Origin of the sequence: Moraxella porci DSM 25326, assembly GCF_002014855.1 — a bacterium.
Taxonomy (GTDB): domain Bacteria; phylum Pseudomonadota; class Gammaproteobacteria; order Pseudomonadales; family Moraxellaceae; genus Moraxella; species Moraxella porci.
The window spans coordinates 1-22,906 of the sequence record NZ_MUYV01000007.1; the positions used below are offsets into that span (position 1 = coordinate 1).

20 protein-coding genes are annotated in these 22,906 nt (G+C 48.2%); 11 read left to right on the plus strand and 9 right to left on the minus strand.

The annotated features are described in order from the left end of the window. Positions 1 to 43: 43 nt before the first annotated feature. Positions 44 to 1,504, minus strand: coding sequence for an NAD-dependent succinate-semialdehyde dehydrogenase (locus B0681_RS06280; protein WP_078317905.1), 1,461 nt, complete (start codon positions 1,502 to 1,504; stop codon positions 44 to 46). 374 nt (positions 1,505 to 1,878) lie between these two features. On the opposite strand from B0681_RS06280, the gene B0681_RS06285 reads away from it, so the two are divergent. Further along, entirely contained in the window at positions 1,879 to 4,836 is a 2,958-nt protein-coding gene (locus B0681_RS06285; RefSeq protein ID WP_078317906.1) for an ATP-binding protein, read from the plus strand. Between the two features lie 24 nt (positions 4,837 to 4,860). Here B0681_RS06285 and asd read toward each other — a convergent pair whose 3' ends face one another. Together asd and B0681_RS06295 are read right to left on the minus strand one after the other, a co-directional pair. Next, the gene (asd, locus tag B0681_RS06290; protein WP_078317907.1) at positions 4,861 to 5,697 is read right to left on the minus strand and encodes an archaetidylserine decarboxylase; all 837 of its coding nucleotides are present in this window, start codon (positions 5,695 to 5,697) and stop codon (positions 4,861 to 4,863) included. Positions 5,698 to 5,818: 121 nt separating this feature from the next. Further along, entirely contained in the window at positions 5,819 to 6,376 is a 558-nt protein-coding gene (locus B0681_RS06295; protein ID WP_078317908.1) for a biliverdin-producing heme oxygenase, read from the minus strand. 364 nt (positions 6,377 to 6,740) lie between these two features. Between B0681_RS06295 and B0681_RS06300 the strand changes: the two genes are divergently transcribed. From B0681_RS06300 to dtd, 7 genes are all read left to right on the plus strand, one after another. After that, positions 6,741 to 7,154 carry a YbaN family protein gene (locus B0681_RS06300; RefSeq protein ID WP_078317909.1) on the plus strand — a complete coding sequence of 138 codons (414 nt, stop codon included), beginning with the start codon at positions 6,741 to 6,743 and terminating at the stop codon, positions 7,152 to 7,154. Between the two features lie 147 nt (positions 7,155 to 7,301). Next, entirely contained in the window at positions 7,302 to 10,316 is a 3,015-nt protein-coding gene (locus B0681_RS06305; protein ID WP_078317910.1) for a TonB-dependent hemoglobin/transferrin/lactoferrin family receptor, read from the plus strand. Between the two features lie 148 nt (positions 10,317 to 10,464). After that, positions 10,465 to 11,751 carry an adenosylmethionine--8-amino-7-oxononanoate transaminase gene (gene bioA, locus B0681_RS06310; protein WP_078317911.1) on the plus strand — a complete coding sequence of 429 codons (1,287 nt, stop codon included), beginning with the start codon at positions 10,465 to 10,467 and terminating at the stop codon, positions 11,749 to 11,751. Beyond that, positions 11,744 to 12,925 carry an aminotransferase class I/II-fold pyridoxal phosphate-dependent enzyme gene (locus B0681_RS06315; protein ID WP_078317912.1) on the plus strand — a complete coding sequence of 394 codons (1,182 nt, stop codon included), beginning with the start codon at positions 11,744 to 11,746 and terminating at the stop codon, positions 12,923 to 12,925. The genes bioA and B0681_RS06315 overlap by 8 nt, the downstream gene beginning before the upstream one ends. Next, positions 12,922 to 13,710: a malonyl-ACP O-methyltransferase BioC gene (gene bioC, locus B0681_RS06320; RefSeq protein ID WP_078317913.1), complete on the plus strand. Its 789-nt coding sequence runs from the start codon at positions 12,922 to 12,924 to the stop codon at positions 13,708 to 13,710. Before B0681_RS06315 ends, bioC begins: the two co-directional genes overlap by 4 nt. Positions 13,711 to 13,719: 9 nt before the next feature. After that, positions 13,720 to 14,391: a dethiobiotin synthase gene (bioD, locus tag B0681_RS06325; protein WP_078317914.1), complete on the plus strand. Its 672-nt coding sequence runs from the start codon at positions 13,720 to 13,722 to the stop codon at positions 14,389 to 14,391. A gap of 78 nt (positions 14,392 to 14,469) precedes the next feature. After that, positions 14,470 to 14,922 (plus strand): D-aminoacyl-tRNA deacylase, encoded by a 453-nt coding sequence (gene dtd / locus B0681_RS06330; protein WP_078317915.1) that lies wholly within the window; start codon positions 14,470 to 14,472, stop codon positions 14,920 to 14,922. A gap of 5 nt (positions 14,923 to 14,927) precedes the next feature. Here the strand turns inward: dtd and B0681_RS06335 are convergent, their stop codons facing one another. Genes B0681_RS06335 through B0681_RS06345 form a run of 3 tightly spaced genes read right to left on the minus strand, consistent with a single transcriptional unit; the run spans position 14,928 to position 16,627 of the window. Continuing rightward, a complete protein-coding gene (locus B0681_RS06335) occupies positions 14,928 to 15,569 on the minus strand; it encodes a hypothetical protein (protein WP_078317916.1) in 642 nt (213 codons plus the stop codon). Further along, entirely contained in the window at positions 15,566 to 15,991 is a 426-nt protein-coding gene (locus tag B0681_RS06340; protein WP_078317917.1) for a DUF6884 domain-containing protein, read from the minus strand. Before B0681_RS06340 ends, B0681_RS06335 begins: the two co-directional genes overlap by 4 nt. A gap of 48 nt (positions 15,992 to 16,039) precedes the next feature. Further along, on the minus strand, positions 16,040 to 16,627 hold the full coding sequence (locus B0681_RS06345; RefSeq protein WP_078317918.1) for an NUDIX hydrolase: 588 nt from the start codon (positions 16,625 to 16,627) through the stop codon (positions 16,040 to 16,042). Positions 16,628 to 16,699: 72 nt separating this feature from the next. On the opposite strand from B0681_RS06345, the gene B0681_RS06350 reads away from it, so the two are divergent. Then, a complete protein-coding gene (locus B0681_RS06350) occupies positions 16,700 to 17,455 on the plus strand; it encodes an NUDIX hydrolase (RefSeq protein ID WP_078317919.1) in 756 nt (251 codons plus the stop codon). Between the two features lie 103 nt (positions 17,456 to 17,558). Here B0681_RS06350 and rsfS read toward each other — a convergent pair whose 3' ends face one another. From rsfS to B0681_RS06365, 3 genes are read right to left on the minus strand one after another with little or no spacing between them, the layout of a single operon-like run. After that, the gene (gene rsfS / locus B0681_RS06355) at positions 17,559 to 17,927 is read right to left on the minus strand and encodes a ribosome silencing factor (protein ID WP_078317920.1); all 369 of its coding nucleotides are present in this window, start codon (positions 17,925 to 17,927) and stop codon (positions 17,559 to 17,561) included. Between the two features lie 44 nt (positions 17,928 to 17,971). Then, positions 17,972 to 18,607 carry a nicotinate (nicotinamide) nucleotide adenylyltransferase gene (nadD, locus tag B0681_RS06360; protein WP_114144963.1) on the minus strand — a complete coding sequence of 212 codons (636 nt, stop codon included), beginning with the start codon at positions 18,605 to 18,607 and terminating at the stop codon, positions 17,972 to 17,974. A 1-nt stretch (position 18,608) separates the two neighbouring features. Then, positions 18,609 to 18,959 carry a hypothetical protein gene (locus B0681_RS06365; protein WP_143821227.1) on the minus strand — a complete coding sequence of 117 codons (351 nt, stop codon included), beginning with the start codon at positions 18,957 to 18,959 and terminating at the stop codon, positions 18,609 to 18,611. A gap of 174 nt (positions 18,960 to 19,133) precedes the next feature. Between B0681_RS06365 and uvrA the strand changes: the two genes are divergently transcribed. Both uvrA and B0681_RS06375 read left to right on the plus strand, forming a co-directional pair. Then, entirely contained in the window at positions 19,134 to 22,040 is a 2,907-nt protein-coding gene (gene uvrA, locus B0681_RS06370; protein WP_078317923.1) for an excinuclease ABC subunit UvrA, read from the plus strand. A 120-nt stretch (positions 22,041 to 22,160) separates the two neighbouring features. Continuing rightward, entirely contained in the window at positions 22,161 to 22,904 is a 744-nt protein-coding gene (locus B0681_RS06375; protein WP_078317924.1) for a single-stranded DNA-binding protein, read from the plus strand. The last annotated feature ends 2 nt before the right edge of the window (positions 22,905 to 22,906 follow it).

Below are 22,906 nucleotides of genomic sequence, written 5' to 3' on the forward strand. Positions count from 1 at the left end.
CGCTACTTGATGTGGCGGTATTTTTTTGTGAACGACAGATGGCTCAACTAATATCTGCGCACCAATATTTAGTGGTGATGTACTCTTCGATGCCGTATTTTGAGCCTTCACGCCCAAAGCCTGATTGCTTGACACCGCCAAAGGGGGCAACTTCGGTGGATAGCAGCCCTGTGTTTTGGGCGACCATGCCGTATTCTAGCGCTTCAGATACTCGCCATGAGCGACCCAAATCATTGGTATAAAAGTACGCCGCCAAGCCATAGATGGTATCGTTTGCCATAGTGATGACTTCTTCTTCGCTTGAGAAGGTGAATACAGGTGCAATCGGGCCAAAAATCTCTTCACGGTAGATGTCCATCTCAGGGGTGATATCACTGATGATGGTTGGGTTGAAGGTTAATTTACTGACATCATTTTTGTCGCCACCGGTGATGAGTGTTGCACCTTTATCCAAGGCATCGTTTAAAAGATGTTCCACTTTTTGCAGGGCTTTGTCGTTGATGAGTGGCCCGACTTCCACGCCTGATGTCATGCCGTTACCGACTGTTAGGTCATCAACTTTTGCTTTAAAAATTTCTAAAAATTGATCTTTGATGCTGTCTTGGACATAGACACGGTTGGCACAGACGCAAGTTTGTCCTGCGTTGCGGTATTTTGAGCCAATCAAGCCAGCGGCAGCCTTTTCAAGGTCAGCATCTTCAAAGACGATGAATGGGGCATTGCCACCGAGCTCTAGCGAGAGTTTTTTGACGGTGCTGGCGCATTGCTCCATCAGTAGGCGACCGACAGCAGTCGAGCCTGTAAAGGATAGCTTATGAATGCGCTCGTCTTTGGTCAGCACACTGCCGATGGTTGGGGCATCGCCTGTGACGATTTGCAGTACGCCTTTTGGCAGGCCGGCTTGTTCGGCAAGCACCATCATGGCGATGGCAGAAAATGGCGTTTGGCTATCTGGCTTGACAATCATAGTACAGCCAGCTGCGAGTGCAGGAGCAGCTTTACGAGTAATCATTGCCGCTGGGAAATTCCACGGGGTGATGGCAGCACAGACACCGACAGGCTGCTTTAGGATGGTGTAGCGTAAGCTAGGGTTGGTGGCTGCGATGACATCGCCATAAACGCGCTTGCCTTCTTCGGCAAACCAGCGGATAAAGCTGTTGGCGTACGCCACTTCGCCACGAGCTTCGCTAAGCGGCTTGCCTTGCTCAAGCGTCATGATGACTGCCAAATCATCGATATTAGCATCAATCAAATCTGCCCATTTGTGCAAAATCTCGCCACGATCTTTGGGGGTGAGCTTTGCCCATGCGTGTTGGGCAGTATCGGCAGCGGTAACCGCAGTACGCACTTCATCGGCAGATAAATCAGGCACACAGCCGAGATGTGAGCCATCAAATGGATTGGTGATGTCAATGTTTTTGCCGCTTTGGGCGGTGATCCATGCGCCATCGATGTGGCAAGATTCACGGATGAGAGCGGGATTTTTTAGGATGTTAAAAGTCATGACAAGCTCCTTTTTTGTAGCGACGTTATGGGGATGGGCAGTGAGTGATGATTGTACACGATGGATAGTCATCTCTGTATTTGCACAGCAATGAGCCATCTGATATTGTTAGCATTATAAAAATTTAGGCTATGGCTGACAAGTATTTGATGCAACCCAACTATCGGTGATCCTGTTCTTGTGTATCTGGTGTGTGCAGGCATCTTACATCGCTGTTACTAAGGCTTCGCTGCGCCATCCCCATCGGACGCTACATTTGCCAAGAGTCAAAGATTAGCAGGCAAGCTGACGATCTGCCAAAGCATCATGTTACTCATGGTGCTTTTTTTGTGATTTTTTGCTATAGTGCGTTTATCTATCGTGATGGACATATTATGCAAATCGAAAAAAGCTATGGCATCAAAAGCGCTTATGGGCAGCTGATTTTATTGGTATTTTTGCCGATTGTGATTTTGGCATTGGCAGGTTCGTACATTGTCATGACTGAGGCGCGCCGAGCGATTTTGGCTGAGCAAGATACGATGGCGCAGGCGGCGCTCGTGCGTTATGAGGCCATTGTGCGCCCTTTATTGACCGACATTCAGCATCGCCAAGCCCGCTTGGATGAGCGTGCAGCGCAGATGACTGAGGATGAGATTTTATCAGCCATCGCCCCAAACGGTGCCAAGCAAGCTGCAGCCACAGCGCTCGATGTTGATGGCTCGTTTTATAATGAAAATTGGTTTGTGCAGCTACAACAATCGCGCAATCAGCATGTACAGCGCGTCGCGGTGATGGATGGCGTCGGACAAGTGCTATTTAGTACGGGCATGCAGACGGATCTGTCATGGGGCGATTTTGACTTGACTGCCAATGAGATTTTTCGCTTACCCACCGCAGTCGGTACTGCTTATGGCAAGTCGTTTATTTTTGATGACAAGCGCTACTGGCTTTTGGTGGATATGGATAGCACGCCCTTGACGATCGCTTCATATCGCGTGGCGCTGGCGCTGACCATCACAGGTCTTACGACGATTTTGCTGTTGTTGTTGATTTTAAATATCTACTCTAAGCGCTGGATTGCACCGATTTATGAGATGCGTCTGTATTTGCAAAGGCTCAATGCTGATAATCTGTCGCGACTGCCGACTTTGAGAACCAATGGTGAATTTGCGCTGCTCAAGGATGATTTCACCCGTGCCATCAAGCGGCTCGACAGCAGTTTTACTGAGCTAAAAAATCACGCCGATGAGACCGAACGCGACTTGCAGCAAGCCTTTGATGAGATGGAGATGCAAAATATCTCTATCCGCAACGCCCGTGATGCCGCGATCTCAACCAGCCAGGCCAAATCTGCTTTTTTGGCCAATATCAGCCATGAGCTGCGCACGCCATTGAACAGTATCGATGGCTTTATCAATTTATTGGCAAAAAAAGCCACCTTTACTGGCGAACAAAATCTATATGTACAGACCATCAAAAAATCCAGCGCGCATTTATTGGCTTTGGTCAATGATGTGTTGGATTTTTCTAAGATGGAGGCAGGCAAGCTTGTCTTAGAAAGCCATCAATTCGATCTGCGCGCCGCGGTGTATGATGTGGTGGATATGCTTTCGCCAGCAGCGTTTGAAAAACGGCTGCGCTTAGCGGTGCTGTTTTATGATGATGTGCCAACCCAAGTCATTGGTGACAGTTTAAGAGTTAAGCAAATATTAACAAATCTGGTCGGCAATGCCATCAAATTCACCGATTCAGGCGGTGTGGTGGTGCGTGTGAGTTTGGCACAGCAGTCAGGATTTTTACGCATTGAAGTTGAGGATACGGGCAAGGGCGTGAGCGAAAGTGACAAGCAAAAGCTGTTTGTCAGCTTCGGCCAAGGCGATCTGTCTGTCACTCGGCGCTATGGTGGCACAGGCTTGGGGCTTGTGATCTCCAAGCAGTTGACACAGCTGATGGGCGGTGCGATTGGCTTTTATGATAATCGCGGTGAAAACATTGCCAATGCGGGTGCGACTTTTTGGTTTGAGATGCCAACGGGCGTCGAGGATGAGCTGGATATTGATCATCACGCGCAGATCCCATCGGCGCTACAGATGCCGATGCAGCTGTTGGTGTGGATCAATCATGCGCCGACACTGCAGGTCTTAAAGGCTGGCTTGTTAGGCACCAAAGTACAGCTGACTGTCGCCATCGGATTGGCAGATTTATTAGAAAAAATTGATAAAAATGAGGTGCAATACGACTGGGTCATCGTCGATAACTTCGGCCAAGATGCTGCCAAAGATGATGTCGGTGCCATCTTGCGTCAGATACGCCTGCGCTATCAGGGCAAGCTTGCCAGCTTTGGCTATCAGGTGGGCATCAATGAGCAGCTGTTAATGCGCTATCAGACGCATGCGTTGTACGAGCCTTTGGATCGGCGTCAGCTGCACGCGATGCTGTCCAATCAGCAGACGGTGGCGGCGACCATATCCGCTCAGGCCAAATTCGTCGGTCGGCGCATTTTGGCTGTCGATGACCATTTGCCAAATCTGCTGGTACTCGATGCACTGCTGGGCGAGCTGGGCGTGGAGGTGGTGACAGCCAGCAATGGCTTTGATGCTATCGAAAAAATGACCCAGAGTATCACAGGTTCGATGGCGCCGATTGACATGATTTTTATGGATGTGCAGATGCCTCGCATGTCAGGACTTGAGGCGGCGCTTGAGATTCGCAAGATCGAGCGCGCGCACATGGTGGCGCCAGTACCGATCATTGCATTGACCGCGCATGGCTTATCCGACGAAAAAGATCGCTTGGTGTCATCAGGGCTTGATGACTATGTCGGCAAACCTGTGGGTGAGATGCAGTTGATACAGATTTTGCAAAAATGGCTGGAGCGTAGCGGTGATAGCCATCGCGATGCCGATCTGCAACAGGTGATTCAATCGCTGTCCGAAGCACAAGCTGACGCGATGGATGCGCCGATTGAGGCAGCTGAGCAGCTGATGGATGTTGATTGGCAAGATGCGCTGACACGCTCAGCCCACAAGCCAGATCTGGCCAAAAAACTCTTACAGATGCTCATCGACAGCGCCGAGGGCGAGCGTCAGGCACTAGAAAGAGCGTGGGCAGACCGCGATCGTGTGGCGCTGGCAGACATCAGCCATCGGATGGTCGGAGCGGCGCGCTATACAGGCGTACCCAGACTTAGGGCGACCTCTGAGGCATTTGAAGAGCGGTGTCGAGCGGACATCACGGCGGTGAGCGCCAGTCAGTTCATCGCCATGCGACCTGCTTATCGCGCACTGATCGATGCGCTTGATGCGCTGCAGTCGATCGATCTTGGCAGCATCATCCAACCATCGATTTGAGCAGGTGGATGAAGCTTGGGCGGCTTAGGCTGACACCAATGTGCCGATGGCTTGACCCATCACCACTTTTTGACCATGAGTGATGCCATCAAGCCAAGTGTTGCCTGCTGATTTTGGCAATACAACAATCGCTGTCGAGCCCAGATAAAATCTGCCAAGCTCATCGCCTTTTTTCATATCCATATCATGCGTGCGATACTGAATGTACGGCGTACGGCGAATTTGACCAGTCGCGACGCACTCAATCCCCGCCACAATCATCGCACCGACCAGCACCACCGCAGCACGACCAAACTCAGTCTCAAACAGACATACCAAGCGTTCATTGCGTGCGAACAAATCAGGTACTGACTCGGCAGTGGCATTATTCACCGAAAACAGCGTGCCTGGCACATAGCGAGTGGCAATCAGCTTGCCATCAAAAGGCAGGTGCACGCGGTGATAGTTGCTCGGTGCCAGATAAATCGTCGCAAAACTGCCATCAATAAAATACTGCCCATCATCATAATCAGCCAGTAGCTGGCCGACTTCATAATCATGGCCTTTGGCTTGCAAGATGGATTGGTGAAGGATAGCACCTGCTTGCGAGACTGTGCCGTCAGCAGGGCAGATGATACTGTCCGCATCTGCATCAATCGGGCGAGTGTTATCCTTTAATTCACGAGTAAAAAAGTCATTAAAGCTGGCATAGTCATCCAGTGAGCCACGCTCATACTCATCGAGTGTGATGCCGTAGGCTTTGGCGAAGCTGTGGATTAGGGCTTTTTTGACATAAGGGTTTTGGCTTTTGGCAAGGCTGCCAGCCAGTTCGCTCAAGGCCTGTTGTGGAACGAGATTTTGGGCAAGGGTAAATAGGCTCATAATGATGATATTCGCTAAAGAAAATTAACTCATTTTAGCACATCAAAGCAGATTTGTAAGTTGATAAATGTGAAAAACCCAGACGATCATCTGACCATCTGGGCTGTTTTTGATGATGAGATTATTCACCATAAATCGCACGAATCACTTGCTTAAAATACGCAAAGGCATCATCAGCACCTTTGAGTGTAGCTGCTTTGTTGATGGTGGTTTCTAGCGTATCAATCTTTGCTTTGGTGTCCCTCCAATGTGCCAAGCGGCCATCACTATGCGCTGCTAAGTGGCTTGCGCCATGCGTATCAGACAGCTCGATTTTGCCTGCTTCTTTGTACAAAATCGCAGCACCGACATTAGAGCCTTCGACGCAGTATAGCCAGCCGATGGCTTCATCATCGCTAAAGCTTGGTGTTGGTAATTCGCCGGCAAATGGCTCAACTTGCAAATCTGCCATGTCTGACTTGACTCGTTCAAATCGAGCAAGTTCAGCCAAGCCATCGATGCGCTCGGCAAGTGCATCATGATGGTAGATGGGATTGACTGTTTGGTGAAAGGCGTATTGTGCTTGCAGAAATTTGCGATAATTATCCAATGAGGCAAATGGCTGCATCGACATCACCAGATGATCAACGCTGTCATGTGTGGTGCGTGAATGTTCTTTGAGTGCTTCGGTCAGTGTCATGTGATGATCTCCTTGGATTCATAGATGGGTGGGTTTGGCGTGTGTCATTTTTTTTTGGCAATAAGGTAACAAATTTTCGTCCATTTGTAAATAAGATAAATAATGATAATCATTACTATTTACAACAAAAACCTGTCATGCTACCATATTTATGATGCACCAAATAAAAATTTGCCCAAACAGCTATCAAGCAGTGATCAGCCACAGCAAGCCAAAGATAATGATTGATTTTATTGATTGTTTATTTGATTAATGATTGGATAAAATAATCAAAAAACTGATGGCTGATCAGATTTTGCCGTTGATTGACAATGATTAATCAAATATTGCGGCCAAACATTGCTTAGTGCTTTTGGAGTTTGATATGCTTAATACCATGAAACGACCTGCCGACAGCCTGATCCATAACAATGCGCTCATCCGAGGCGTATTTTTTGGCTTGGGTGTAGTTTTTTTGGTGCTTGGGCTGATTGGTGTGGTCGTACCAGGGATGCCGACGACGGTGTTTGTGCTATTGGCGGGCTATTGCTGGGCGAGAAGTTCCAAGCGGTTTTATGACTATTTGCTGTCGCATCAGCTGTTTGGCAAGATGATCACCGACTGGCAAGAACGCCGCGCGATGCCCCGTTTTGCCAAATATCTGGCATGGGCGATGATGGCGATATCGACGGTGGTGATGTTTCTAAGGTTGCCCGATGACTGGCTATGGCTGGGTGTCGTGATGGCGGTTGTGTCTGTTTTGGTGGCGATTTGGATGGCGCGCCTACCTGATGCTTAAATAAACGCGCCTGTATTCCAATCTTTGAGCGAAGATTGGAATTTTTTTATTTTGATAATGATAATAATAACAATTCTTATTTACAATATAAACACAGTTGGTTATAATTGGGCAATTATTGAGCAATTTTAATTACAGGAGCTGATCATGACCCATGCAAAACCAACCGCACTTGCGCTTAGCATCAGCATTGCCTTGGCCATGTATGCCACAGCAGCGCAGGCTGATGAAGGTGCTGGTGAGACAGATCTGCCGACGGTGGTGCTAGATACCCAGACGGTGACGATTAGCCGCCAATCTGCCTTGGCCGAAAGCCATATTGATCAGGCGCAGATCGCGCGTACGATGGCATCGGATAGCAGGGATTTGGTTCGATACGAGACAGGGGTGTCGGTGGTTGAGACAGGGCGCATGGGCGCAAGCGGCTTTGCCATTCGGGGTGTCGATGAAAACCGCGTCGCTGTGACTGTCGATGGCCTGCATCAAGCACAGACGCTGTCATCACAAGGATTTAAAGAGTTGTTCGAGGGCTATGGTAATTTTAATAACACCAGAAACGGTGTCGAGGTCGAGCATTTAAAGCGCGCCATCGTCACCAAAGGTGCAAGCTCACTTGTGGTCGGCAGCGGTGCTTTGGGTGGCATGGTGCAATACCAGACCAAAACTCCACAAGATTTTTTGCAGGACAAAGATTATTTTGCCAGCCATAAAATTGGCTATGCCACCGCCAATAATGAACGCGTGAACACCACCACATTGGCTGGGCGCTTTGCCGATCTTGAGGCGCTGATCATTCGAACCGAGCGCGAGGGACATGAGTTTGAGAATTATGGTTATGATAGCTATGATGAATTTTTACAAGGTCGCGAACGCGAAAAAGCTGATCCTTATACCATACACAAAGAAAGCTGGCTGGGTAAATTATCCTACGCGCCAAATGATGAGCATCGATTTACCATCATGGCAGACACCAGTAAGCTTAGCTCCCAAGGTCATGATTTTTCATATAATCTAAATGCCAGTGATTATTATGATCGTAGCGAGACCCGCCTAAGACACACCGATGATAAAAGTGAGCGCAGCATGTTCGGTGTCAGCTACGAAAATCATCATGCCAATGCGCTGTGGGATGGGCTAAAGCTGTCTTATCATCAACAAAAAATCGACAATGTCGCGCGCACCGATGACTACTGTGAGGGCAATTTGTCGTGCAATGAGATTGCCAATCCGATGGGCTGGCAAGTCAAAGATGGCAAAATCGTGGACAAGAATGGTAAGTTGCCCACCGTGACAAAAGTCGGCTATGACACTGTGGTCAGTATCGATGGCGTGCCTGTGGATGGCGCGGCATTCTCGTTGAACCGACGGCTGAATCAGTCGTGGTTTGATTGTTCGGTATTTGATTGTACTGGCGCGATTACAGGCTATCGCGCAGGTTATGATGATGACTGGAATCCGACATTGAGCGAGAAGCAGTTTGAATTTGATACGGATAATATCGTCACCGACCACGATGGCAAGCGCTATGCCAAAGTCAAGGATGCAGGCTATAGTGATTATCTACTGACGCCAGTTGGGCAGGGTTTTCTTGAAAGACTGTACAAACAGCGCCATCTAAAGACCGACACCAAGCAGCTGAATGTCGATGCGGATAAATATCTACACATCGGCAATATGGCGCATCAGCTGAACTATGGCGGCATGTACAGCGAAACCGACACCTCGATGGTCAACCAAGATGGCTCTTTTGCGCATCTGCCGCAGTGGTGGGCGCAGGGATTTATCGGTCTTAGAAAAGATGGCAAGTCTTTGTATGATAATTGCGCTGAGGCCAAAGACACAGCCAATGTCGATCGATGGCATTCGCGTAATACCAATACTTATGCCTGCCCAAGCCATTCGCCACTTAGTTCATTTTTGATTCCTGTCACCACAAAGACAGGCGCGCTGTATTTTGCCGATAAAATTCAAGTGACTGACAAATTGCGTCTGGATGTGGGCTATCGTTATGATAAGATCAAATATCAGCCCAATTATGTCGCGGGTGAGAGTCCAGCCATCGCTGATGATATGGTCAAAGGGCTGTTTGTGCCATTGCCAACGCCGACACATGGCACCAAACCAAATTGGTGGGATGATCAGTATCAAGGTACTAGCGATCCAAAGTTCATCGCCGATTTGACAGCTTGGCAGAATGCGGAGGATGTGTATCAGCAAAGCGTGGCGGATAATCCTGCCCAAAATATCGCCTACTTTGCTCAGCCGAAAAAATATTCAGCACACTCTTATGCATTGGGTGCGACGTTTGACCCAACGAGCTTTGCCAGATTGCAATTGAAATATGCCCGTAGCTTTAGAACGCCTACCAGTGATGAGATGTATTTTACTTTCAAGCATCCTGATTTCACCATTTTGCCAAATACCGATCTAAAACCTGAGATCGCGCACAACAAAGAGCTGGCTTTGACCCTGCATAGCAAATTGGGGCATGTGACTACCAGTGTATTTCAAAGTGATTATGACGACTTTTTAAATTTGGACTATCTGGGTCAAAAAGCCTTTAAAAACCCTTATGAAAGCAATATTCCGACCTTGCAGCATCAACTGTATCAGAATGTCAATGTCGATAAAGCCAAAATTACAGGTGTCGAAATTGATGCTAAGCTCAATGTCGGCGAGGTTTTCCCATCACTACAAGGGGTGAATGCCAGCTACAAATTCACCGATCAAAAAGGCCGTATGGCTGGCGACATACCGATCAACGCCATTCAGCCACGCACCTCGGTGATCGGCATCGGCTATGATCATGCCAATGAAAAATTCGGCGCCAATCTGTATCTGACGCATGTGGATGCCAAAAAAGCTGAAGACACTTATAATATGTTCTATCGCGAAGAGGGCGCGGATAATAGTCAAGTCAAATGGCGCAGTGATGCCTATCGTCTGTGGGATTTGACTGCGTATTATCGCCCGACAGATCATGTGACATTGCAAGCAGGCGTCTATAATCTGTTTGACAAAAAATACTTAACTTGGGATTCGGCACGATCGATCCGCTCATTTGGCACCAGCAATATGATTAATCAAACGACAGGTCAAGGCATCCATCGACTCTACGCACCAGAGCGTAATTTTAAACTCAGTGCTGAATTTAAATTCTAATCAGACCGCCCATCTAATCCCCTTGAATATCTTTCAAGGGGTTTTTACCGCTGATCAATGACACTGGACAACAGCCACGCATCAATTTGGTTGGTTTTGCCATGCTGTGTGCTATAATTTGGATTTCTTAACCAATTAGGCGACCGCTATGACCTTGCCGACAGATGATTTTGATACCGCTCACATTTGGCATCCTTATACATCGATGACTCAGCCGATTCCTGCACTGAAGGTAGCACGGGCGGATGGCTGTTTAATTCATCTGGCGGATGGTTCGGTGCTGATTGATGGGATGTCGTCTTGGTGGTGCGCCATTCACGGCTATAATCATCCTGTGCTCAATCAAGCAATTCAAGACCAGCTGACCAAGATGTCGCACATCATGTTCGGTGGTCTGACCCACGAGCCCGCCATCGAATTGGCTCGGTTATTGATTGACATCACGCCCAAGCCACTGGAGCACATATTTTTTGCGGACTCGGGTTCGGTGGCAGTCGAGGTGGCGCTCAAGATGGCAGTGCAGTATCAGCACGCTCTAGGCAAGCCTGCCAAATCCAATATCATCACCACGCGTTCAGGCTATCATGGCGATACTTGGAATGCCATGAGTGTCTGCGATCCGGTGACGGGGATGCATGGCCTGTTTGGTGAGAGTCTGCCCAAGCGTATCTTTGTGCCAGCACCGAGCATCCGTCCTGATGAGCCGTGGTCGGCAGATGAGATGCTGCCTGTGTATCAGGCATTTGAGCAGTATGGCGATACTTTGGCGGCATTTATCATTGAGCCTGTCGTCCAAGGTGCTGGCGGTATGCGATTTTATCATCCCAATTATCTCAAGACCCTGCGTACACTGTGTGATCAGTACGGGGTATTGTTGATTTTTGATGAGATTGCCACAGGCTTTGGACGCACCGGCAAGCTATTCGCCTGCGAGCACGCCGATGTCACACCTGATATCCTATGTCTGGGCAAGGCATTGACCGGCGGCTATATGACGCTGTCGGCGACCCTGACCACACGCCAAGTGGCACATACCATCAGTGATGGTGAGGCAGGCGTATTCATGCATGGCCCGACTTTTATGGCCAATCCCTTGGCGTGCCGTGTGGCGTTGGCAAGCACGCAGTTATTATTATCCCAAGACTGGCAAGCCAAGGTTACAAGCATCGCACAGCAGTGCCAAGATGCGCTCGAGCCACTAAAACAACTACCCATCGTGGCAGATGTGCGAGTGCTTGGGGCGATCGCGGTGGTGGAGCTTGATCGTGCTGTGGATATGCGGTGGATACAGGCGCAGTGCGTCGCTCGGGGGATTTGGATTCGGCCATTTGGGCGGTTGGTGTATTTGATGCCGCCATTTGCCATCAGTGAGGATGAGCTGGCTACGCTACTGACCCAGATGGTGCAGATGATTGGGGAGATGGCAGATGTCTGAGCGAATGTTGGCACAGTTTGCTGAGCATCTAGATCAGCTCAAGCAGACGGATAATTATCGCAGTTTTCGTAAGCTACATCATCAAGGTGCAGCCATTCATCTGGATGGTCAAAAGCTTGTCAATCTGGCGAGTAATGACTACTTGGGCGTGGCAAGTGATGAGCATCTACAAGCACAATTTTTGGCAACTTATCAGGATTATCTGCCATTTGGTTCGTCATCATCACGACTGCTGACGGGTAATTTTGCAGTGTATGAGATGCTTGAAGAGCGCATGGGCGAGCTGTTTTTGGGGCGTGCTTGCTTGCTATTTAATAGTGGCTATCATGCCAATGTCGGGATTTTGCCGGCGATTTGTGATGGGCGAACACTGGTTTTGGCGGATAAATTGGTACACGCCAGCATCATTGATGGGATGCGTTTGGCGGCTGCCAATGGTACAAAGTGCGTACGCTATCAGCACCAAAATCTGACGCATCTTGAGACACTTATCCAAAAATATCATGATGATATGAGCATCGATCGCATCGTGATCGTTACTGAGTCGATTTTTAGCATGGATGGGGATGCGACCGATTTGCCTGCCTTGGTGCGTCTGAAGGCGACATATCCCAAGCTGATACTGTATATCGATGAAGCACACGCCATCGGAGTGCGTGGTCAGCAAGGGCTTGGCTGCGCTGAAGCCTTTGGCTGTATTGATGAGATTGATTTGATTGTTGGGGCATTTGGCAAGGCGATGGCATCGGTGGGTGGTTATGTGATTTGCCATCAGATGATCAAGGATTATCTGATTAATACCATGCGTCCCTTGATTTTTAGTACGGCTTTGCCACCGATGAATGTCGCTTGGACGGCATTTGTCCTTGATAACATCATCGGCATGACCGCTGAACGTAACAAGCTTCAAATGCGGCATGAACATCTGATTATGCACATCAAAAGCTTGGGTTTTGAGTGTCCATCAGACAGTCAGATCGTGCCTATTATCCTAAAGGACAACGCGCGCACGATGCGTGCTACCGATGAGCTGACCAAGCAGGGCTTTTTTGTCCTAGGTGTACGACCACCGACTGTACCGCAGAACCAATCACGGCTCAGAGTCTGCCTAAATAGCACCATCAGTGATGATGAGTTTACGCAGTTTTGCCATGCCATCGGACAGCTGACATGACAGCAGAAAAATGCCATTCGGTGACGATGCAAACTGTGCAGACATCGCACATCGCCAAACGCTTTGCACGGGCTTATGATGGCTATCAGCAACAGGCAGTTGTGCAGGCGATGATGGCAGAACGCTTGGTGGATGAGCTTGTGAACATGGGCGGTCATCATTTTGATCAAGTGCTCGAAATCGGCTGCGGTAGCGGTTTATTAAGTGATCGCTTTGCCAAAAGATGCACGGCCAAGCAATTGATTTTAAATGATTTATATGATGATATCATGCACAATCCAAAGCATCTGGATGCTGCCGATTATCACTATCTGATCGGTGATATCAGTACGGTCAAGCTGCCTGATGGATTGGATTTGGTGCTATCGGGCGCCAGCTTACAATGGATTTATCCACTGGATCAACTGATGGCAAGACTGTATCAGGCGTGTCGGTCGGGTGCGGTTTTGGCGTTTAGTAGTTTTGGCGTGGATAACCTGCGTGAAATCAGACAACTGACAGGGCGAGGGCTTGAGTATTATACAGTCCAAGCACTTCGTGAGTGCATCACAGCACAGGGCTGGCAGATTTGCCAACTACACGCATGGCATGAAGTGCTGTATTTTGATAGTCCGATGGCATCACTTCGCCACCTAAAGGCGACAGGTGTGACTGGATCAGATCGTGAGTATCGCTGGACACGCACAAGACTGGATGAATTTTGTCAAGCATATCAATCACTTGCCACAGATCATGGTGTACCATTGACTTATCATCCGCTTATCATACTTGCTAAAAAACCCTAAGGAAAACCCATGCAAGGCATCTATTTTATCACTGGCATTGATACCGACATCGGCAAGACCATCGCAACAGGTATCATCGCAAGACGGCTGATGGATGATGGCGTCAAGGTCATCACCCAAAAACTGGTGCAGACCGGCAACTGCGATATCAGTGATGACATCATCATGCACCGCCAACTGATGGGCGTGCCAATGCTCCCCGAAGATCTGCCCGATGCTGATGGTGTCAGATTGACCATGCCGGTATTGTTAAGCTATCCTGCATCACCGCATTTGGCAAGTCGGCTGGATGATCGGCCAATCGATCTTGGGTACATCACTGCGTGTACCGATGAACTGGCGCACCGTTATTCGGTCGTATTGGTCGAAGGAGCAGGGGGTGTGATGGTACCACTGATTGATCAAGATGGGCAAGATGTGCTGATGATTGATCATATTGCACAGCATGATTATCCGGTGATTGTCGTGACTTCAGGCAGATTGGGCAGTATTAATCATACACTAATTACTTTAGAAATAATAAAAAATAAAGGTATCAGTGTTCATGCTGTCGCCTACAATCTTGCTGATGATAGCCAAGATGAAACCATCGCCAATGACACCAAACGCTATCTACAGGCATATCTTGCCAAGCATCATCCACAGGCGAGATGGTGGGAGATTCCTGTGGTGACTGGCTAAGTGTCGTTTATTTTTGGCAAGTCAAAACAGCGGTATTGGTAAGTTTACTGTTAATTTTCAAATACTTAGGAAAAACTCATGAAAGCACTGATTCAACGAGTCACCCATGCCCAAGTCGATGTCGATGGACAAACCATTGGGCAGATTGATGCAGGCGTGCTGGCCTACATCGGCATCGGGCATGATGATGACTATGATAAGGCGTGCCGCTTGGTGGATAAGGTGTTAAGTTATCGTATTTTTGAGAACGCCACCGATGCTGATAAGCTTGGCAAGCTGGATAAAAGCGTCGTCGATGTCGGTGGCGGCTTACTGCTGGTATCGCAATTTACTTTGATGGCAAAGACGGACAAGGGTCGCCGACCTGACTTCGCCCCTGCGATGCCGCCCGCTCAGGCAAATGAGCTATTTGCGCGGCTGATCGACTATGCCAAATCTCAGCATCACACCGTCGCCACAGGGCAATTTGGCGCCAATATGCAAGTGATCGCCCAAAATGATGGGCCGATTAATTTTATATTGGAAGTGTGATTTGGTCAGTTTGATGATTTGACCAGTTTTTCCAATTGTGTAAATTCTGCTTCGGTCAAAACCGCTTTATTGAGCTCATTTACCTGCCAAAGACCATGTTTTGCAATTTTTGGTCGAGTTGAGTGGTTGCCAAGCCAAACAGTGGATGGTTTGATTTCACCTGATTGGGCAAGCGTGGAAACCAGTCTGCTTTCCCAAAATAATCTTTCTTCTTTTGTTGATACTTCAAAAACGCAAAAAGACAGATTGTTTTGGATATAATCGCTAATCTTTTCTTCAAGTTGTTTTTCGTAGTCTTGATCAATGAGTTGCAGTTTTTTGTCTCTGCCTGCTCTTGGCGTAGGGTCAAGTTCCCAAATTGGTAGATAGTTTTGATTATCCCGATTTAAAAAACAACGACCAATATTTTTTCTAAAGATACTGCGGTTTTTGTTGGGTTTGATAAAGTGTTGTTTTAGTCTTGATGGTAATTGATTGCTGCCAGTGTGTGTGCCAATGCGTACAATTCTATCCATATTTTGAAAGGATTCACCTGCTTCAAAAATGATATAAATACCATTTTTGGGGATGGTTGCATCATCAAACGGAAATTTTAGGCGCGGTTGATGACTGAACAGCTGATGTAATCGGGTGGCTAATGAACTCATAAATTTACCGAAGAAAGTTGTTGGTTTAAAAATTGCATTCTCTCACCAATGCGCATACCTACCAATGGTAGTTCAATATGACTAAGATGTCTTTGCAATGGCATGAGGTAGTTATTACCAGCCAAGATAATGAATTTATCATGGTTTAAGTCGCAAACTTGAGATAATTGATTGGCGACAACATCACCCCATGCTAATTTTTCAGCTTTTTTCATATTCTTAAGCGTTTTATCATAAGGCTCAATCTCCGTTGTTAGTTCAAGCAAATGATACTCGGCTGAGAGAATGTAGATTGCGTCAGGATGAAGTTGTTTGGCATATTGCAAGCTTTTGATGAATAATGGGCTTTGGTATAAATCTTGGGCTTTGCATTTGGCATTAAGCTTTTTAGATACGCAAGAGATAAGAACAATATTTTTCATGACTTTTCACTGATTATTTGGATATCGGCATTTTAACCATCTTAACCATCAAGTCAATTCATCCACCACAATCTCATCTAAGGTGATTTGGTGCAGTGGATAATTGGCAAAGTCATTGGGGTTGAGCCCCTTGTCGATGATGGCTTGTTTGTCCGCCAAATAATGCTCAAGCGTCAAGCGAATGGTACGAAACGCAAGCTCATCCCACGGCAAATCCGCTTCATCAAATAACGCGCACTCAAGACTCTCCACGCCCACACCAAAGCGACCATCGGCAGTGAGATTGGACAGATGCATCGCATGAATCTGACCCAAAAACGGCAGATCAAATAAGCAATACAGCTTGGCATCGGTGGCGATGGCGGCAGCTTCTTCGATGGTCTCACGCAGCGCGCCTTCGAGCATGGTCTCTCCGATTTCCATAAAGCCTGCCGGCAGGGTCCATTTGCCATACTGTGGCTCAATCGCTCGGCGGCACAAAAGCACCTGATCATGATGACGCACAAGCGCCCCGCAGATCATCTTGGGGTTGTCGTAATGGATATAGTGGCAAGCAGGGCAGACGATACGGACTTTGCTGTCACCTGGTGGGATGATTTCTTGGGCTTGGGTGCCGCAGTGTAGGCAGTAGGGCATGAGCTTAAGCCTTGACATTTGATGAGTGATAATTTAGTTTAAAACAAATCCATCGCAATTACAAATTCTGTTATGCCAAATTTGACCCAGCGGACCGATGTCACATTCATCGATCGTGAATATATCCCAACCACCCAAGGGCAATTTGCCATGCTGACTGCCAAGCTTGATCGCTATTGGCAAGATGGCGGCTTGGAAGTGCTGCCCTTATCCAAAGGGGATAATCAGCTGCTGTCAGCCGATATCGTCGCCAAATCAACATTAGCTGAACAAACTTCGCCTTTGCCTGATGCGTGTGTGCTCGTCGCCATCAGTGATGAGCCTGTGCCACGACTGCTTCTGACACGCCGTGCGGTGAATCTGAATAGCCATGCTGGCGAAGTGTCATTCGTCGGTGGCAAGCGAGATGATACGGATGTATCAAGCCTATCGGTGGCGTGCCGTGAAGCCTTTGAAGAAGTGGGGCTGTATCAGCATCACATATCACCGATTGGTTATCTACCGATGCAGATGTCTCGTAGTGGGCTATTTGTGCGTCCTGTGGTGGCAAGTATCGAACAGTCGGCGATTGAAGGGCTGATTGCCAATCAAGATGAAATTGATGCGATATTTTGGCTGGAGTTTGAGCGGATACTCACACCGCCTGTGGCGTATGCGATGCCTAGAATGCTTGGCGTGCAGCGATTTACCTTGCATACACCGGCATGGCTTGGTGATGACGGGGCAGGCGAGCAGGTGGTCTGGGGGCTGACGGCTCGGATTTTGGCAAATTTGGCTGAGATTGGCTTTGGTAAGCAGTATCCGTGGTACTATCGGCTTCGAGCATAATTCAAGGCGTCAGACGGCTGTTGGCTGATTAATTCAGCAAAAAAACCGTTCATACTTTTTGCTTATTCGGCTTGGTATGAACGGTTATTTTGTGTGAACTGGCTTAGTCTTTTGGTGCAACCGCCAATGCGCGCAGTGCTTCTGGCGATGACCATAGACCTTCTAAATCATAAAACTCGCGCGCCTGTGGCGTCATCACATGGACGACCACAGAGCCTAGATCGACCAGTGTCCAGTCGCTGTCTTTGTCGCCTTCACGACCTAGTGGCATAAGTCCTGCTTCTTTGGTGGCGGCACCAAGCTTATCAGCGAGTGCTTTGACATGACGCTTGGAAGTGGCTTCACAGATGATGATGCGTTCGGCAACTTCGGTCAGATGCTCAATCTCAAGCGTGGTGATGTTTTTGGCTTTTAGGTCATCGAGTGTCTCAATGACAAGCGCCAAGGTTTGCTCTAAAGTTAAAGTAGTCATAAATTCAAAAAAATTAATCAGAAAACTCAATATTATAACACAAATTAGCTGTCTTGGTATAGCTGATGTGTATCAATATAGTCAATGACCGCAGGGTGCAGATAGTCTGTCAGTGTATCTGCCTTGCCATCAGCGATTAGCTGTCTGATGTGGCTCGATGACATTGCCGCGATCGAGCTGGGATCTTGATAAATCAAGCCATCATCTGACAAAAACTGAGCCAAATCATCCGTCAGGCGTGCCGATATCGATGGATCGATAGATTTGGTTTCGCCCACACGATCAAATGCCCAAAATTTCACCAAATCAGGCAGCTGCTCACCACTTTTCCATCTTGGCAGACTGCTTAGGCTGTCTTGTCCAACCAGATAAATCAGCACATCATCGGCAAACTCGTCACGCAACTGCCGCACGGTATCGATGGTATAAACCGGTGGCGGCTCGTGAATCTCTCGCTCGTCAATACCAATCGGCAGATAGGCGGTGGCAAGCGTCAGCATGGCAAGGCGATGTGCTGTGGGTGTCGGCACTCCTTTAAAGGGATTGCCAGCGGTGGGCAGTAGCGTCACTGTCACAGGCAGATGCAGAGCGGATAATTGTTCGAAGGCTGTCATCGCCATCTGTAGATGTGCGTGGTGAACAGGGTCAAACGAGCCGCCAAGATAGATGTGATAGGTCATGTCAGTCTTGATTGAGATGACTGGGGTCAAGAGTGGGGTGTTTATGCAGTGCTTGTCCAGCACGCCAACCGTCTTCATCACCAAAATACAACAAGCCTTGTGCATCATCTCGATAAAACTTTAGTATCTTGCCATTTGGATCGGTGACGACAAGCGTATCTACCACTTCTTGGCATAGGCGCTTGATTTCATCTTCGTGATCGCCAAGCATTGGGCGAGTGATGGCGTTCAGTGTCTGGCGCTGCTCATCGGTCAGTATGGGATTTTTTTGGTCACGAGCAAGAATACGTTCGGCGATTTGTTTGGCATAAGCGACCGAAAAATCTTTGGGGTTAAGAGTTATAAAAAACACGGTAATGCTCTCACTACAAAAATACAGCCAATATTTTACAGTAAGTCTATCATCATGGCTTGATTCGATGGTATAAAAATTGTTGTACGTCTTACAATTTACCACTTTAAAATCCATCAACTTTGCCCCATTATGCCTTATAATATCTATTTAAAATATCAAAAAGGCAAGTCTATGGCACACGACAAAATCAGTATCCGTGGTGCACGCACGCACAATCTCAAAAACATCGATGTCGATATCCCCCGTGATAAATTTGTCGTCATCACAGGCTTGTCAGGCTCAGGCAAATCATCGCTTGCCTTTGATACACTGTATGCCGAAGGTCAGCGCCGCTATGTCGAGAGCTTGTCCGCTTATGCGCGCCAATTTTTGAGCCAAATGGAAAAGCCTGATGTTGATAGCATCGAAGGCCTATCCCCTGCCATCGCCATCGAACAAAAATCCACCAACCACAACCCACGCTCCACCGTCGGCACGATTACCGAAGTGTATGATTATCTACGCTTGCTATTTGCTCGTGTGGGCGTACCACACTGCCCTGAGCATGGCGAGCCAATGGTAGCACAGACGGTCAGTGAGATGGTTGATGGCGTGCTCGGCTTGCCTGCTGATACTAAGCTTATGATCCTTGCGCCTGTGGTGCGTGAACGCAAAGGCGAGCATACGGCACTACTTGAGCAGCTGCCATCTCAGGGCTTTACCAAGGTGCGTATTGATGGCGTGATTTATGATACCGATGAATTGCCAAGTCTAGAAAAAAACAAAAAACACAGCATTGAGGTGGTGGTCGATCGCTTCAAGGTGCGTGATGATTTGGGTAATCGTGTGGCAGAGAGTCTTGAGACAGCACTCAAGCTTGGCAATGACATTGCTATCTTGCACCACATGGATGGTAATCCTAATGGCGATGATGAGCAGATTTTATCCGCCAAGCATTCTTGTCCAGTCTGCGATCGTGCGGTGAGCGAGCTTGAGCCACGCCTGTTTAGTTTTAACAACCCTGCTGGGGCGTGTCCTGCTTGTGATGGCTTGGGCAAACGCCAGTATTTCGCTGCCGAACGCATCGTTACCCATCCTGAAAAGTCGCTCAACCAAGGGGCGATTCATGGCTGGGATAAACGCCATGCGTATTATTTTGGCATCTTGAGTACGGTGTGTCGTCATTTTGATATTGATATGGATGCACCGTGGCAAACCTTACCCAAAAAACATCAGGACATTATCCTGCATGGTTCTGGCAAAGAAAAAATCGAGTTTGATTTTGTATTTGAAACAGGCCGAAAAAGCAAAAAAACCGTGCCATTTGAAGGCATTTTGCCATATCTTGAGCGTCGCTATGCATCGACGACGAGCAATCTTGTGCGTGATGAGCTTGCCCAATACCTATCCGACACGGCGTGTAATGTCTGCGATGGCGTGCGTCTCAATGATATCGCGCGTCATGTACAGGTCGATGGCAAAGGCATCGGCGAGATTATTCATCTGCCGATTGGTGAGGCGTGGCAGTATTATGAAAATCTGCATATCGATGGTGCCAAAGGCGAAGTGGCAGATAAGATTTTTAAAGAAATCCGTGAACGCTTGGGCTTTTTGACCAAAGTTGGGCTTGAATATCTTACTTTGGCTCGCAGTGCCGAGACGCTCTCAGGTGGTGAAGCACAGCGTATTCGCTTAGCCAGTCAGATTGGTGCAGGCTTGATGGGTGTGATGTATGTGCTTGATGAGCCGTCGATTGGTCTGCACCAAAGGGATAATGACCGCTTGCTTTCGACCTTGACCCATTTGCGAGATTTGGGCAATACGGTAGTGGTCGTCGAGCATGACGAAGATGCCATCCGTCAAGCCGATCACATCATCGACATCGGTGTCGGTGCAGGCGTGCACGGTGGGCGAGTAGTTGCCCAAGGTACGGCCAAGCAAATCGCCGCCGTCAAAGGCTCATTGACTGGTGAGTATCTATCGGGTAAGCGTCGCATCGAAGTGCCAAGCGTGCGTCATACGCCTGCGACCATCACCGTCGAAACAGGCAAGGGCAAAAATAAATCTAGCATCGAAGAGCCGCTGTATATTAGGCTTGATGGCGCAAGTGGTAATAACCTAAAAAATGTCAATCTATCCATCCCAATCGGTGTGATGACCTGTATCACAGGTGTGTCAGGCTCAGGCAAATCCACCTTGATTAACCGCACCTTGATGCCGCTGGCAGCCACTGCACTCAATAACGCCACGACACTTGTCCCCGAAAAATATGACAGCATTACAGGGCTTGAGCATCTGGATAAGATGGTGGATATTGACCAAAGCCCGATCGGTCGCACGCCACGCAGTAACCCTGCGACTTATACAGGTGTGTTTACCTTGATTCGTGATTTATTCACTCAGACACCCGAGGCACGAGCTCGTGGCTACAAGGCGGGGCGGTTTAGTTTCAATGTCAAGGGCGGTCGCTGTGAGTCATGCCAAGGCGACGGCTTGATTAAGGTTGAGATGCACTTTTTGCCAGATATGTATGTGCCGTGTGATGCCTGTCATGGCAAGCGGTACAACCGAGAGACACTGGAAGTCAAATATAAGGGCAAATCCATCAGTGATGTGCTCGATATGACGGTCGAAGAGGCGATGGTATTCTTTGAGGCGATTCCAGTGATTCATCGCAGACTTGAGGCGCTACACGAAGTGGGGCTGGACTATATCCGTCTAGGTCAGTCGGCGACGACGCTATCAGGGGGTGAAGCGCAGCGTGTCAAGCTTGCCAAAGAGCTTGCCAAGCGAGATACCGGCAAGACCTTGTACATCTTAGATGAGCCGACCACAGGCCTGCATTTTCATGACATTGCCAAGCTATTGCACATCTTGCATACCTTGCGTGATCGGGGTAATACGGTGGTGGTGATTGAGCATAATTTGGATGTCATCAAGACCGCTGACTGGATTGTGGATTTGGGCTACGAAGGTGGTAGCGGTGGTGGTGAAATCGTTGCTACAGGTACGCCAGAGACAGTGGCGATGGATGATAAATCGCATACGGGGCGGTTTTTGAAGCCGATGCTTGAGACGGATAAATCTTTGGCAAAATAATTTGTAAATTTGCCAAAAACCCCTAGCAATTTTACTTCAAATTTCGTAAAGTAAGCACTAAAAATTGATGCGATATTTCGGCTGATTTTTATCGTTTTTAACAACAAAAAAGGAAATCTTATGAGCGTAAATAAGGTCATTCTTGTGGGTAACTTAGGTAACGACCCAGAAGTGAAGCAATTTGAAAATGGCGGCATGATCGCCAATGTCTCGATCGCTACCAGTGAGCGCTGGACCGATCGCAACACTGGTGAGCGCAAGGAACACACCGAGTGGCACCGTGTGGTGTTTAATAATAAACTGGCTGAGATCGCTCAGCAGTATCTGCGCAAAGGCTCGCAGGTCTATGTCGAAGGTAGCCTGCGCACCCGTAAATGGACGGATCCACAGACAGGACAAGACCGTTATAGCACCGAGATTCGCGCTGACAGTATGCAGATGCTTGGCAATCGTGGTGGCAATGATAACGGTGGTTATCAAGGCAATCAAGGTGGCAATGGTAACTACAACCAAGGCGGTTATCAAAATACCCGTAATCAAGGTGGATACGATGGTCGTCAACAAAACCAAGCACCACAAAATCGCAACTACGGCAATCCAAATCAGGGCGGCAATCAGTTTGGTGGTCAGCAGCCGTATGCGCAGGGCGGTCAGCAGTCATATCCAAGCCAGTCAGCGCCAAGTCATCATAATGAGTACAATCAAGACTACGCACCACAAGCGCAAGGCAACCCGATGGCACAGAATAACTCATTCCAGCAGCCTGCTGTCAGCGCGCCTAAGCCGAATACGCCAGCACCTGCCGCGAATAAAAATGTCATCAATCCAGCCGTCGGTGTGACGGATGATGACATGCCATTCTAAGT